Genomic DNA, 13,710 nt, shown 5'->3' on the forward strand with positions numbered 1-13,710 from the left:
TCGATGAGAGGTGAGATGCGAGAACCATACGGATCGTTGAACAATCTCACAAGAGACAAATTCACCCATCCCCGCCGTTCGACGGCGCCCGGGTACGCCGGAGGCCGGTACCGGTCACGGGGGTGCGTCAGCGCAGGTCAGCGCAGGCAGGGTCGAGCACAGCTCCGTGGCGGAGCCGCTCAGGTCGTTGCTGCTCGCCTGGTCAGGTGCGGACGAACAGGAAGACGCCGTACTGCCACACGGGGTCGATCCACTGCTCGTCGAGGGCGAACCCGAGCGCGGACACGTCGGCGACGAACTCCGGGCGCCGGAACTTCGCCGAGAACCCGACGTTGATCGAGTCACCCCGCCGCATCTGGAGCTGCACCCCGAGGTTCTTCAGCGAGACCGTGTGGTCCTCGGTGGCGTAGAGGTGCCCCTCCACGGTCGCGGTCGCCGTGTCGTAGTGGGCCCGCGGGTAGTAGTGGTGGAGCACGAAGTCACCGTCGAAGCGGCGGTTGAGGTGGGCCAGGTGGTTCTGCCGGAACCGCACGAACGCCGACATCCCGGCCGGGTCGTTGTAGCAGTTCTCCAGGACCTCAGCGGGCTTGTCGAGGTCGGCCGACACCAGGAACAGGTCGCCCGGGCGGAGCGTCGCCGCCACCTCCTGGAGCAGCGCGGCCCGCTCCGCAGGAGTGAAGTTGCCGATGTTGCTCCCGAAGAACGCCACCGCGACCGGGCCGTCGTCGCTCTCCCGCAGGCTCGCCAGCCCCGCCTCGTACCGGCCCCACAGCCCGCGCACCCGAAGCTGCGGGAACTCCGCGGTGAGCGCGTCACCGCTGGCGACGAGCATCTCCCGGCTCACGTCGATCGGGAGGTAGGTGGTGGCGCGCCGTTCGGTGCACGCGGCGAGCAGGACCCTGGTCTTCTTCGCGCTTCCGCTGCCGAGCTCCGCGACCGCCGCGGCGCCGAGCCGGTCGGCGATCTCCCCGGCGTACCGGCGCAGGATCTCGTGCTCCACCCGGGTCAGGTAGTAGCTGGGGAGCTCCGTGATCTCCTCGAACAGCTCCGAGCCGAGCTCGTCGTAGCCGAACCACGGCGGGATGCGGGGCGGCGACTCGCGCAGCCCGGACAGCACGGCGTCCTGGTCCTCCCAGAACGCCGCATCGTCGTCGACGGCGATGATCTCGAGCCTGCTCTGCGCCACGTGCCCTCCGCGCTCAGATCGCCGGACCTGCACCGAGGGATCACAGTACGGCGAGGACGGCGACGGCGCCGGATCATCGCCGGGACCTGCGTCACGCACTCTCGCGCAGGACGAGCTCGGACGGGTACCACGTGGTGCCCTCCGCGGGCGCCCCGGCGAGCACGGCGGTGGCGGCCCCCGTGGCGATACGGGTGACCGGATGGGTGGCGGTGGTGAGTGCCGGGCCGCTCCACGCGGCGACCGGGAGGTCGTCGAAGCCGGCGACGGCCACGTCCCCCGGTACCTGCACGCCGAGCCCGCGCAACGCGGCCATCGCCCCGAGGGCCGCGGCGTCGCAGATGGCGAAGATCGCGTCGGTGTCCGGCCAGCGCCGGAGCACCTCCAGCGCACCGGACCGGCCGTTCTCGAAGCCGAAGTCACCGGGCAGGACGCGCACCGGAAGACCCGCGGCCTGCACCGTCTCGCTGTACACCTGCGCCGACCGCCACGAGCACGGGAGCCACTGCGGCCCGGCGAGCATCGCGATCCGGCGCCGTCCCGTGGCGTGCAGGTGGCGCACGACAGCGCCGGCACCGGCACGGTTGTCGACGTCGAAGGACGGCACGTCGGCCGACCCGATCCCGATCGACGCGACTCGGCCGCGCAGAGCGTCGGGGAGCTCGGCGAGCAGGCGCTCGGTGGAGTTGACCAGCACCACCCCCCGGACGCTCCGGTCGGCGGCGAGCCGGTGCAGCGAGGCCGGCGCGTCGAGCGGGAGCCACTGCAGCGAGACGCCGATTCCCTCGCCGTCGCACGCCGCCGCCGTGGCCCCCAGCACCCGCCACATGTACGGGTCGTCGAGCACGTCCGGCGCAGGACCCGAAGCGGCGACGACGACCCGCGCGCCGACTCCTCCGGCGAGCGCCCTCGCCACCGTGTTGGGCGTGTAGCCCATCCGCTCGGCGACGGCGCGGACCCGCTCCCGAGCGGGCGTGGACGTGGTGTCGGAGCCGGTGAGTGCCCGGGACGCGGTGGCCCGCGACACCCCGGCGGCGCTTGCGACGTCCTCCAGGGTCAGTGCCCGGCGGATCTCCTCACCCATGCTTCCCCCACGCGGCCGGCGCACCCGTTGCGCGCCGACCGTTGCAGCAAAGCCACTTTGCGGCAACCAGGTTGCGTCAAAGTGGCTTTGCTGCAATCCGGGAGGGGGTTACTACCGGGCGCTGTCCGGGGTCCGGACGGCGAGGGCGAGGAGCTCGTCCACCGACCACTGGTCGTAGGCGTGGTCGCCGTACCTGCGCGCGAGGACGTGGCCGTCGCCGTCGATGAGGAAGTCGGCGGGCAGCCCCAACCGGCCGCCGGGCTGGGTGCGCGACGGGAGCGGGTCCCGGGTGCGCAACCCGGTGGCGATCGCCCGGATGATCGCGCCCCAGGCCCGCGGGTCGAGCAGGGCACGCGGGCCGGCCTCCACACCGAACTCCCGGTACAGCCGCTTGTCCGGGTCGGCCACCACCGCGAACGGCAGGTCCGCCGTGTGGACGCGCAGCTCGTCGGCGGGTGAGTGGAAGACGACGACCTCGCGCACCCCCGCCGCGACGATCTCGTCGTGCCGGGCCACCACCGACCGCAGGTGCAGGTTGCACACCGGGCAACCGGCGAACCGGCGGAACTGCAGGTGGACCAGACGGCCCGGCTCCGGCACGCGCACGTGCTCCCCCGAGACGGCCGCGAGCTCGCGCGCCTCGACCACGGCCCCCTCCGCGATGCGTCGTCTGCGATCCATGACATCCCCCTCTGTAAGCGTTCGATGTACGCCTACCGACGCTATGAGCGTCCGCTGTACGCTGTCAACTCCATGCCCCGCCCGCGCTCCCTCACCCCCACCGCGCTCGCCACCGCGGCCCTCGCCGTGATCGACCGCGACGGGCTCACCGCACTCTCGATGCGCACCGTCGCCACCGAGCTCGGCATGGCCCCCATGTCGCTCTACCGCTACGTCGCCGACCGGGCCGAGCTGGAAGGGCTGGTCGTCGACCTGCTGCTCGCCCGGATCGACACCACACCCCCGGCGCGGGCCCCGTGGACCGGGAAGGTGGCCGTACTCGTCGAGCGGGCCCGCGACGCCGTCGCCGAGCATCCGGGGGCCGTGCCGCTCACGCTGACCCACCGGCACGCCTCGCCGAGCCTGCTGCGCTGGACCGAGAGCGTGCTCCGCGTGCTGACCGCCGCCGGCTTCTCCGGTGAGCGCCGGGTGATCGCGCTGCGCAGCCTGCTGGCGTACCTGATCGGATCCATCCAGCTCGAACACCTCGGGCCGCTCTCCGGGCCCGGGACGGCCGCGATGGCCGCGCTCCCCGTCGACGAGCAACCGCTCCTGCGCGAGACGGCCGGGGTGGCCCGCACCGTCCCCGCCGACGTGGAGTTCCGCCAGGGCCTGGAGGTCCTGCTGCGCGGGCTCGATCCGACCGCCTGAGGTCGCCCCCACCTCATGGGAGGGGCGCCGTGCTGCCCGCCCGGAGCCGATGGGGCACCCTGGTGCGGTGCCGCGTCAGCAGCCCGAGCCGCCGCAGGCCCTCTCCCGGTACTGGAACGGCTACGTCGGCGACTGCACGGCTGCGGTCACGCGCTTCCGGCGCATCACCAACGCCCTTCCGGCCGGTCCCGCCCGCACCTGGCTCACCGAGATCGCCCAACGCCTCGACGCCGAGCTCGAGGCCGTCCGCCGCCTCGCCACGGTCGGTGACTCCATCGAACCGGCGTGGTTCCGGGTCGGGGAGGAACCAGCCAAGCGCATCGCCCAGCGTCTCGACGCCGCCCGCAGCGCCTTCGCCGACGCGGTGTCACAGGCGGCGGAGGTGGCCGAGAAGGTCGCTCTCGACCCGGCCCACAGCGACGTCCGGGCGCACCTGGAGGTGCTCAGCCGGCAGGCGGCGCAACTGGCGGCCGCCCCGCAGCCCGAACCGGAACCGGAGCCCGAACCCGAACGCTGGTGGCGCCGGCGGCGCGGGGGCTGCTGACGCCGCCCCGCGCGAGCCGGTCAGTACATCATCCGCGGGTCGTCGTAGTACTTGAACTCCAGCAGGTTGTTCGACGGGTCGGCGAGCACGAACGTCTGGTGCTCCTCGGCCCGGCCCGCGAAGCGGTGGAACGGCTCGGCGAAGAACGTCAGACCGCGGGTGCGAGCCAGGCGCAGCAGCCGTTCCCAGTCCTCGCGGTGGCGGAACGTCACACCGAAATGGCGGGGGTAGAGCTCCGGCGCATCGTCGACGACATCCGACAGGTGACAGACCACCTGGTCGCCGAAGAAGTCCAGGGTGATGCGGTCGGCGTAGCGGCGGGCGAGCTTGCAGCCGAGCGCTCCCACGTAAAACTCCTGCGCCGCGTCCAGGTCCGCGGCCGGGATGGCCAGGTGGAAGACGTCCTCCGAGGTGCGCATCAGGCGTCCTGGGTGCGGAACGCCCGCTGTCCGGTGTCGGCCATGTCGGTTCCTCCTCTGGTGCCGGGGCCGCCCGCGGCCGCGGGCGGTGCGTGCCGGGCGCGGCCGGGGGCCACCGGGCGCGCCTTTCCGGTCCGCGACTTGCCGGTGAGGGCCAGGCTGAGCGGCGTGCGCTGCACGACCTCGACGATCGCGAGGGAGGCGACGACCGCCACCGCGTAGACGGCGAAGCTGGACCACGGAGCGGGCAGCCGCGCTGCGGGCGACGTGGTACCGGCCACGGTGAGCGCCCAGAGGATCGTGGGGTGCAGCAGGAACACCCCGAAGGACCGGTCCGAGGCCCCTTCGACGGCGCGCGACGCCGGTCCGCCCGCGCGCCGGTCGGACCAGGCGGCGCCGACCGCGTAGAAGGCGGCGACGACCGCGACCGACCACAGCACCATCACCGGCTGGAACACGTCGGTGGCGAACTGGGCACCCACGCCGTGCGCCACCCCCCACTGGTACCGCCCCTCCGCAAGAGCGCCGGTCAGCAGCACCGCGGCCACGACGACCGCGACGTGCCGGCGGATCCAGCCGTCCACCCGGGTGGCGTGCAACGCGACGACCCCACCGAGTACCAGGAAGAACTGGTAGCTCACCAGGAACGAGCCGGCGTAGGGCAGCAGCTGCGCCTTCATGCCGGTGGGCGCCGGGTCGTGCAGGTACAGGTCGATCAGCACCTGCAGGACGGCGCTCACCGCCAGCAGCACGGCGTGCCACCCCGTGGTGGCCTGCAGCAGCCGCCGGAACAGCGGGAACACCAGGTAGAACTGCAGCGACACGAGCAGGAAGTACAGGTGGAACCACGCCATGCCGGTGAGCACGTTGTGCAGCAGCATCGTGACCGCCTGCCCTGCCGGGAGCGGAGCGGTGACCATCCCGAGTCCGGTGTAGATCACCGACCACACCAGGTACGGCACCCCGACCAGCAGGAACCGGCGCCGCCAGAACGAGACGGGATGGACGGGGTCGTCGCGGTAGCGGTGGGTGAGCACGAACGCGGTGAGGACGAAGAAGGCCTCGCGGGTGAAGTGCAGCAGCATCACCACGGCACCGCCGGGCACGCTGTCGAGCGGGTTGACCGTCGAGATCGTGTGCACCCCGATCACGCAGGCGAACGTCAGCACCCGCACCATGTCGGCCGGGTAGACGTGGACGCTGCGGGCCGTCCGGCGCTGGGTCTCGAGGTGGGCGCCTGCCGTCATCGGCCGGTCGCCGCGAGCTCGTCGGCGAGCTGGCGGCGCAGCTCGGTGCGCCGCACCTTGCCGGTGGGCGCGAGCGGGAACGCCCCGACCAGCCGGATCTCCGCGGGACGTTTGTACCGCGCCAGGTGCGTGGCGCAGCGGGCGACGAGCCGGCCGACGAACTCCGCGCCGGCCACGGCGTCCAGCTCGTCGGCGGTACGGACCAGGGCCACCGGCACGGCACCGAGCACCTCGTCGGGGCGGCCGATGACCACCGCGTCGACCACGCCGGGCTCGTCGAGCAGGGTCTCCTCGATCTCCCGCGGGTAGACCAGCTCTCCACCGCGGTTGACCACGTCGTCGGCGCGCCCCACCAGGTACAGGTAGCCGTCGTCGTCGAGGCGGCCGAGGTCGGCGGTGTCGAGCCAGTGTGCGGTGTCGATCCGCTCGTCACCAGCACCGCCCGCGTAGGCGCGGATCACACCGGCGCCGCGGATCCGCACCCGGCCGACCACGCCCGGTGCGCACGGCACCCCGTCGCGGTCGACCACCTCGAGCTCCACGTCGACGGGCCGCCCGACCGAGCCAGGACGGACCGGGGCGTGCAGCGGCGTGGCGGTGATCTGGCTCGCGGCCTCGGTCATGCCGTAGCTCTCCACGACCGGCACCCCGGTGCGTTCCGCGATCAACCCGCGGACCCGCCCGGCCAGCGGCGCCGACGCCGAGCGCACGAAGCGCAACCGTGGGGGCAGCACCGGGATCTCCTCGCGGGACAGGATCGTCAGGACCGCCGGGACCGCGTTGAGCCACGTGACGTCGTGCGCGGCGAGCACCGGCCAGAAGCCCGTGCGTCGGAACCGGCGGTCGAGCACGAGGCTCGCCCCCGACACCAGCGTGGCCAGCAGGCCCACGACCTGCGCGTTGATGTGGAACAGCGGCAGCGGGTTGAACCCCCGGTCGGCAGGGGTGAGCTGGTTGTGACGCGCCACCGCGGCGGCGACGTGCAGCAGCTGCGCCTCGCCCAGCACCACCGTCTTCGGAGCCCCCGTCGAGCCCGACGTCAGCAGGGCGGCGGAACCCGGCGGACCGTCGTCGGGCACCGGAGCGTCCGGCCGGGCGATCGGGTCGATCGGGAGGCCGGTGCCGGCGTGGATCCGCAGCCCCGGCCGCGCGGCACGGTCGGTGACCACGAGGACGGGTCGCAGGACGTGCCGCGCCCGCAGCTCCTCGGCCGGGGTGGACTCCGGGTTCACCGGAGCCGAGCAACGCCCGGCGGCGATCACCGATAGGTGCACCACGGCGAAGGCGAGGGGGTCGTCGACATCGACCAGTACCCGCGCACCGGGCGGCACGTGCAGCGCGTCCAGCTCGCGGGACCAGGCACGGGCGGCCTCGGCCATGCCTGCGTTGTCGATGACACGGTCACGGCGGGCGTCCACGAGGAACAGCCCGTGCGGATTGCAGGCAGTGCGGGAGCGCAACAGACCGCGCAAGCGGATGGCCACGAGAGTCCACGCTGGACGACCTTTCTGTGCGCGCGCTGTGCAGAACGTGTGAACAGCCGGTTGGTCGCCACTGCGGTCGGTGCTGCGCGACCGGCGGCGTCAGATCACCTCGTCCAGCTCGGCCTGCAGCTGTGCCGCTTCGACGTCGCGCGCGACGGCCTGGGCGAGCAGCGCCCGCAGCACGAGCACGATGAGCGCGACCCCCAGGATGGCCACGCCGACCCCGCCCATGATCAGGGTGACGCCCGGGTCGTCCCGCTGACCCGGTGCGTTGAGGGCCGTGACTGCGAACCACACGAGGGCAGCCGCCACGATCGCGCCGATCACGACGTCCACGTACCGGAAGGCGGCGTCGGAGAAGACGGTTCCGCGTCGCACCATCGTCACCAGCCGCCATACGCAGACCAGGGCGACCTGGGCCGACACCATGCCCAGGATCGTGACCACGCGCAGCGGGGTCAGCGGGAGCGACCCGTCCTCCGGGTCGGTGGCCAGCGCCCACACCATCCCCGCCTGTACGAACACGGTGCCGGCGAGCATCACCACGAGCACGGCGCGCAGCGCACGCACTATCAGCTTTCCCACTGCCATCCCTCCATCGAATCGCGATGGGACTCTATCGAAACTCGATAGGTGGGACAAGGGCGGGAACGGTCATTCCTGCGCTCGGTGCGCGAGCACCTCGTCCTGGAACGCGAGGTACAGGTTCGCCACCGCCCGCGGCGAGGTCAGGGGCTCGCCGAGGATCTGTTCCACCTTGCGCAGCCGGTACCGGATGGTGTTGGGGTGGACGAACAGCCGCTCGGCCGTCCGTTTCACGTCCTGGTCGACGGCCAGGAACACCACGACCGTCGCCACCAGGTCCGGCGACCGGGCGAGCGAGCCGAAGTGGCGGTCGAACCGCTCGGCGACGCGGGTGTCGTCGCGGCGCGCCATCAGCCAGGTGGCGAAGTCGACCGTGTCCAGCCGCACCACCGAGCCGAGACCGCCCCGGTCCTGCCGCCGGGCCGCCACCCGCCATGCCGTGACGGCCTCGTCGACGAAGCCGGGCACGTCGGTCAGCTCCGTGAACGTCCCGCTGACCCCGACGAGGTGGCTGTCGCCCAGCAGGTCGAGCCACTCGTCGGTCGGCTCCCCCGCGGCCAGCAGCGCCGTCATCGGCGGACCGACGTCGCCCGCCTCCCCGTCCTGGTGCAGCACCACGGCCAGGCCCCGGGAGTGGATCTCCTCGACCACCGCGTCGGCGGCGCGCGCCCGGTCGGGCGGGCGGGGATCCACCGGGGTCGCGCGCGCGACGCGCAGGGGGCTCCCCGCCCGGAACCGGAAAGGGCGGAGGCGGTCCCAGGTCTGGCGCACCCGGGACGCCGAGATCCCGGCCTGCAGCGCGGACATCAACCGCGCCGCCTCCGCCCGCTCGTGGTTCACGGCCAGCGCCCACACGCTGTTCGACGCGGCGAGCACCCGTTCCGCGGTCTGCAGGAGGTCGTCGCCGAGGTTCCCGACGAGCACGGCGTCCTGGGAGGCGACCGCGAGACGGTACGCCGCCCCGCCCACCGCGAACGGGCGGCACGTGACCGACCAGCGTCCGACCGAGAAGTGGTGGCGCCCGGCGGGCTCCCGCGCGTCGATCTCGTCGCGGATGAGGCGGAACGGGCCGTTGCCGGTGGAGGCGACGATCCGGCCGGACGCCGCGTAGAGCGCGGCCGCGCCGCGGCACATCGCCGCGAGCCTGCCGACGAGGGTCGCCACCGGGTCGTCCGAGGTCAACGCGCGCAACAGGTCGTTCTGCAGCCAGACCGTGCGGCGCAGCAGGTAGGTCTCGGCGGCCAGCGCCCCGCTGTTGACGAACTCCTCGATCACCGTGAACGGCGTGGCAGCGTCGACGCTCAGCAGGGGGAGCCGCCCGACCCGGGCCGCGTGCCGCAGGCCGGGAGGGACCTCGCCGAAGTGCGGGCCGACGCCGAACAGCAGCCCGGCGACACCGGCGTCGACGAGCTCGGCGACGAGCGCGCGCCACTCCCCGCCCGCGACGTCCCGGCAGGCGAACCGCAGCCCGGTCGTGAGCATGATCGAGCCGGGCCGCAGCCAGCTCGCGGCGTGCTCGATCTCGATCGAGTGCGCGCCCCGCACCGTGGCCGAGAGGTCCTCGCCCTCCACCAGGGTCAGGCCCAGGCCGGGCTCGGCGGCGAGCCGCCGGAGGGTCAGCGGCCCGCCGGCATCGTCGGACGGTTCGGCTCCTGCTTGTCCCACCGGCCAACTATGCCCCGCCTGCGCTGTGTTCCGGACAGTGACGATGAGCCGGGTGTCCTCCAGAGTGTGGTCACCAGCAGCCGGGGGACGGCGGCGTCACCCGCAGTCGGAGGAGGTCGCCGGATGACGAGACAACGGGTCGCGGTGGACGTCGGGGGCACCTTCACCGACGTCTGCATCGTCGACGAGGACTCCCGCGCCGTGCGCGTGACGAAGGTCCCCTCCACCCCGAGCGACCCGATGCGCGCGGTCATGGACGGCATCCTGCGTGCCGAGGTCGACCTGCACGACGTCTCGCTCTTCTCGCACGGCACCACGATCGCCACCAACGCCCTGATCACGCGCAACTTCCTGCCGGCCGCGATGGTCACCACCGCGGGCTTCCGCGACGTGATCGAGATCCGGGACGGCACCAAGGACGATCTCTGGGACGCCTACAAGGACGTCGCCCCGCCCTACATCAGGCGGCGCGACCGGTTCGAGGTTCCCGAGCGGATCGACTTCTCCGGGCACGTCGTCACCCCGCTCGACGAGGCCGAGGCCCGCAGGCTCGCGGCGTTGCTGCGCAAGCGGGGAGCCCGCACGGTCGCCGTCTGCTTCGTCAACTCCTACGTGAACCCGGCCCACGAGATCCGCATGCGGGAGATCCTCGAGGAGGAGCTGCCGGACGCGACGATCTCGACCAGCGCCGAGATCCTCCCGGAGATATTCGAGCACGACCGCTTCACCACCACCGTCGCCAACGCCGTGCTGGCCCCGCTGGTCAGCGGGTACGTGGCCCGGCTCGCCGAGGAGCTGGCCGACGGCGGCTACGGCGGAGACCTGCTGCTGCTGCACTCCGGCGGCGGCTCGATGACGCCGCGGATGGTCGAGCGCTACCCGGTGCGCCTCGCGGCGAGCGGGATCGCGGCGGGCGCGATCGCCGCGCGTCACGTCGCGGGGCAGTGCGGGTTCGCCAACGCCATCGGGCTCGACATGGGCGGGACGAGCACCGACATCTCGCTGGTGCACCGCGGTGAGCTGCGGGTGACGAAGGAGTGGTTCGTCGAGTTCGGCTACCCGATCATCTTCCCGTCGATCGAGGTCCTCACGATCGGCGCGGGCGGCGGGTCCATCGCCCACATCGACGAGGCCGGATCGCTGCGCAACGGCCCCCAGTCCGCCGGGGCCGACCCGGGGCCGGCCTGTTACGACAGCGGCGGCCGGCAGCCCACCAACTCCGACGCCAACCTGCTGCTCAACCGCCTGGGTACCTCCCTGGCCGGTGGCTCCAAGATCCTGCGCCGCGACCTCGCCGAGAAGGCGATCCGGGAGTCGGTCGCCGACCCGCTCGATCTCGACCCGGAGCAGGCCGCCGAGGCCGTGCTCAAGGTCGCCAACGCCAACATGGCCGACGCGGTCCGGCTGATCTCGATCCGCCGCGGGTACGACCCCCGCGACTTCGCCCTCGTCGCCTTCGGCGGCGCCGGAGCGCTGCACGGGGCCGAGGTGGCCAGGGAGCTGAACATCCCGACCGTGATCGTCCCGCCCAACCCCGGCGTGACGTCGGCGCTGGGCTGCCTGCTCGTCGACATCCGGCACGACCTGTCGGCCATGTTCGGCGGCCTGGCCGACCAGGTCGACGAGGAGGAGTTCGAGAACGCGTTCGGCGGCCTCGAGGCGGAGGCGGCCGCCCGGCTGCGCGCCGAGGGAGTCGCCACCGAGGACACCGTGCTGCAGCGCACGGCGTCGATGCGCTACCACGGGCAGTGGCGCTCGCTCACGGTCAACTGCGGCGACGGCCCCGGCGCGCTCGCCGAGGCCGTCGCCCGGTTCCACGAGCAGCACGAACGCGAGTACGCGTTCCGGCGCGACGACACGCCGGTCGAGATCTACCAGCTCGGCCTCACCGCGATCGGCACCACGCCCAAGCCCTCGTTCGCCACGCACACCCCAGAGCCGTCCACTCCGGAGGCGGACCGGCGGCGGTCCGTCTACTTCGACCACACCGGGTGGGTGGACACCCCGGTCCACGACCGCGACCGCCTCACCGCCGGGGCGACCCTGACCGGGCCCGCGGTCGTCGAGCAGCTCGACTCCACCACCCTCGTCCCGCCGGGGACCACGGCCGAGGTCGACGAGTGGCTCAACATCCGGATCCACCTGAACGGGAGCGACCGATGACCGCCGCGACCACCACACCCGGCGACCTCGACCCCGTGACCTTCGAGGTGCTGAAGAACGCCTTCGTCACCGCGGTCGACCTCATGAGCGAGCAGATCATGCGGACCTGCTACTCGTTCGTCATCTACGCCCGCGACTTCTCCTCGGCGCTGTGCGACGCCGGGGGCAACACCGTGATGCAGGGCAGCGCGGACATCGCCGTGCACGTCGGGACGCTGCACTTCCAGTGCAAGGCGGTGCTCGAGGAGTTCGGTGACGACATCCACCCGGGCGACGTCTTCGCGGTCAACGACCCCTACCGCGGCGGCACGCACTTCAACGACGTCAGCTTCATCCGCCCGATCTTCGTCGGCTCGGAGATCATCGGGTACGCCCAGAACAAGGGGCACTGGGCCGACATCGGCGGCACGGTCCCCGGGTCGTTCGACGTCAACGCGAGCGAGCACTTCGGCGAGGGCCTGCGCATCACCCCGATCCGCGTGTGGCGCCGCGGCACGATGCTCCACGACGTCGCCCAGCTCCTGGTGTCCAACACGCGCTCGCCCTACAGCAGCATGGGCGACCTGAACGCCCAGGCTGAGGCCACGGCGCTGTGCGAGCGGGAGATCCTGCGGCTCGTCGAGCGCTACGGCAAGGACACCGTGGTGGCGGCGATGGCCGGGGTGCAGGACTACGTCGAGCGCATCGTCCGCCACCGCCTCACCGAGCTGCCCAAGGGCGTGTGGGAGACGGTCGACTACCTCGACGCCGACCCCGGACACGGGGAGGGCCTGATCCCCGTGGTCCTGAAGATGACCATCGACGAGGACGGCATCCACTACGACCTGAACGGCAGCGCCCCGGTGGTGTCGACGTTCCTCAACTCCGGCTACGGCGCCACCTTCTCCGCGCTCTACGCCGGCACGAAGACCTTCTTCCCCGAGGTGCCGCTGAACTCGGGCTTCTACCGGGTGGTGCAGGCCGACATCGGCCCGGAGGGCACGGTCGTCAACGCCGGCTGGCCCTACGCGGTCACCGGGTTCTGCTCCGGATCGTACGAGAAGCTCATGAACGGCATCTTCGAGATGTGGTCGTCGGTGATGCCGGAGCGGGCCATGGCGTGCGCGTTCAACCTGGAGTACCTGCTCGTCGGCGGCAAGGACGCGCGCACGCCGGACCGGCCCTACTTCATGTGGTACGACTGGATGGCCGGTGGCTGGGGTGGACGGTCCACGAAGGACGGTTCCGGCGCCACCGCTCCCGTGTTCGGCGCGGGCCTCGCCGTGCAGCCGGTGGAGGGTCAGGAACGGCTCTCCCCCGTGCTCACCACCGAGCACCGCATCGTCACCGACTCCGGAGGGCCGGGCCGCCACCGCGGCGGCTGCGGGCTGGAGAAGGGCGGGGTGCTCACCGACTGCGTCGGCACCGTCATGTCCTACTGCTGCGACCGTGCCCGCTCGATCACGTGGAGCATCGAGGGCGGGCTCCCGTCCGTGCCGCACGGGGTGTGGCTGAACAAGGGCACCGAGAACGAACGGTTCCTCGGCTCGACGTTCTCCGGCGTCGCCGTCGGACCGGGCGACAGCTTCACCCGCCCGTCGGCAGGCGGGGGCGGGATGGGCGATCCGCTGACCCGCGACCCCGCCGCCGTGGTCGAGGACGTCATCGACGGCTACGTCTCGATCGAGCGGGCCGCGAAGGACTACGGCGTGGTGATCACCGAGATCGACGCCGAGCTCGACCGGTTCGAGGTCGACCACCCGGCGACCGCGCAGCTGCGCGCGCAGATCGCGGCCGAGCGCACCGGATGGCTCGACAGCGACCCGCACGACATCGCGCGCCGCTACCGCGACCGCGAGCTGGACGTGCTCGACCTCGTCCGGCGCTACGGGGTGATCGTCGACTGGGGCACCGGCGAGCTGCACGAGAACACCACCCGCCAGTACCGGGAGCTGCTGCAGCGCCGCTCCGCCGCGGGGTGGTGAG

The 13,710-nt window shown here is 72.5% G+C and carries 12 protein-coding genes; 4 read left to right on the forward strand and 8 right to left on the reverse strand.

Going from position 1 to position 13,710, the window contains the following annotated elements; genetic code table 11:
* Positions 1-202: 202 nt before the first annotated feature.
* From ACQPZA_RS25350 to ACQPZA_RS25360, 3 genes are all read right to left on the reverse strand, one after another.
* Positions 203-1,186, reverse strand: a complete 984-nt coding sequence (locus tag ACQPZA_RS25350; RefSeq protein WP_433274387.1) for an L-histidine N(alpha)-methyltransferase — start codon at positions 1,184-1,186, stop codon at positions 203-205.
* A 91-nt stretch (positions 1,187-1,277) separates the two neighbouring features.
* On the reverse strand, positions 1,278-2,267 hold the full coding sequence (locus ACQPZA_RS25355; protein ID WP_433274389.1) for a LacI family DNA-binding transcriptional regulator: 990 nt from the start codon (positions 2,265-2,267) through the stop codon (positions 1,278-1,280).
* Between the two features lie 111 nt (positions 2,268-2,378).
* Positions 2,379-2,948: a peroxiredoxin-like family protein gene (locus ACQPZA_RS25360; protein WP_433274391.1), complete on the reverse strand. Its 570-nt coding sequence runs from the start codon at positions 2,946-2,948 to the stop codon at positions 2,379-2,381.
* Between the two features lie 72 nt (positions 2,949-3,020).
* Here ACQPZA_RS25360 and ACQPZA_RS25365 point away from each other — a divergent pair, with 72 nt between their 5' ends.
* The gene (locus tag ACQPZA_RS25365; protein ID WP_433274393.1) at positions 3,021-3,638 is read left to right on the forward strand and encodes a TetR/AcrR family transcriptional regulator C-terminal domain-containing protein; all 618 of its coding nucleotides are present in this window, start codon (positions 3,021-3,023) and stop codon (positions 3,636-3,638) included.
* A 67-nt stretch (positions 3,639-3,705) separates the two neighbouring features.
* Entirely contained in the window at positions 3,706-4,182 is a 477-nt protein-coding gene (locus ACQPZA_RS25370; RefSeq protein ID WP_433274395.1) for a hypothetical protein, read from the forward strand.
* A gap of 20 nt (positions 4,183-4,202) precedes the next feature.
* Here ACQPZA_RS25370 and ACQPZA_RS25375 read toward each other — a convergent pair whose 3' ends face one another.
* From ACQPZA_RS25375 to ACQPZA_RS25395, 5 genes are all read right to left on the reverse strand, one after another.
* Positions 4,203-4,601, reverse strand: coding sequence for a VOC family protein (locus tag ACQPZA_RS25375; protein WP_433274397.1), 399 nt, complete (start codon positions 4,599-4,601; stop codon positions 4,203-4,205).
* Positions 4,601-5,848 (reverse strand): acyltransferase, encoded by a 1,248-nt coding sequence (locus ACQPZA_RS25380; RefSeq protein ID WP_433274399.1) that lies wholly within the window; start codon positions 5,846-5,848, stop codon positions 4,601-4,603. Before ACQPZA_RS25380 ends, ACQPZA_RS25375 begins: the two co-directional genes overlap by 1 nt.
* Positions 5,845-7,332 (reverse strand): AMP-binding protein, encoded by a 1,488-nt coding sequence (locus ACQPZA_RS25385; protein WP_433274401.1) that lies wholly within the window; start codon positions 7,330-7,332, stop codon positions 5,845-5,847. The genes ACQPZA_RS25380 and ACQPZA_RS25385 overlap by 4 nt, the downstream gene beginning before the upstream one ends.
* A gap of 99 nt (positions 7,333-7,431) precedes the next feature.
* Entirely contained in the window at positions 7,432-7,917 is a 486-nt protein-coding gene (locus tag ACQPZA_RS25390; protein WP_433274403.1) for a DUF2975 domain-containing protein, read from the reverse strand.
* 69 nt (positions 7,918-7,986) lie between these two features.
* Complete coding sequence (locus tag ACQPZA_RS25395; RefSeq protein ID WP_433274405.1) at positions 7,987-9,582, reverse strand: PucR family transcriptional regulator; 1,596 nt, start codon at positions 9,580-9,582, stop codon at positions 7,987-7,989.
* A gap of 123 nt (positions 9,583-9,705) precedes the next feature.
* On the opposite strand from ACQPZA_RS25395, the gene ACQPZA_RS25400 reads away from it, so the two are divergent.
* Together ACQPZA_RS25400 and ACQPZA_RS25405 are read left to right on the forward strand one after the other, a co-directional pair.
* On the forward strand, positions 9,706-11,745 hold the full coding sequence (locus ACQPZA_RS25400) for a hydantoinase/oxoprolinase family protein (RefSeq protein WP_433274407.1): 2,040 nt from the start codon (positions 9,706-9,708) through the stop codon (positions 11,743-11,745).
* Entirely contained in the window at positions 11,742-13,709 is a 1,968-nt protein-coding gene (locus tag ACQPZA_RS25405; protein WP_433274409.1) for a hydantoinase B/oxoprolinase family protein, read from the forward strand. The genes ACQPZA_RS25400 and ACQPZA_RS25405 overlap by 4 nt, the downstream gene beginning before the upstream one ends.
* Position 13,710: the final 1 nt, after the last annotated feature.

This window comes from Pseudonocardia xinjiangensis (assembly GCF_050948425.1).
Taxonomy (GTDB): domain Bacteria; phylum Actinomycetota; class Actinomycetes; order Mycobacteriales; family Pseudonocardiaceae; genus Pseudonocardia; species Pseudonocardia xinjiangensis.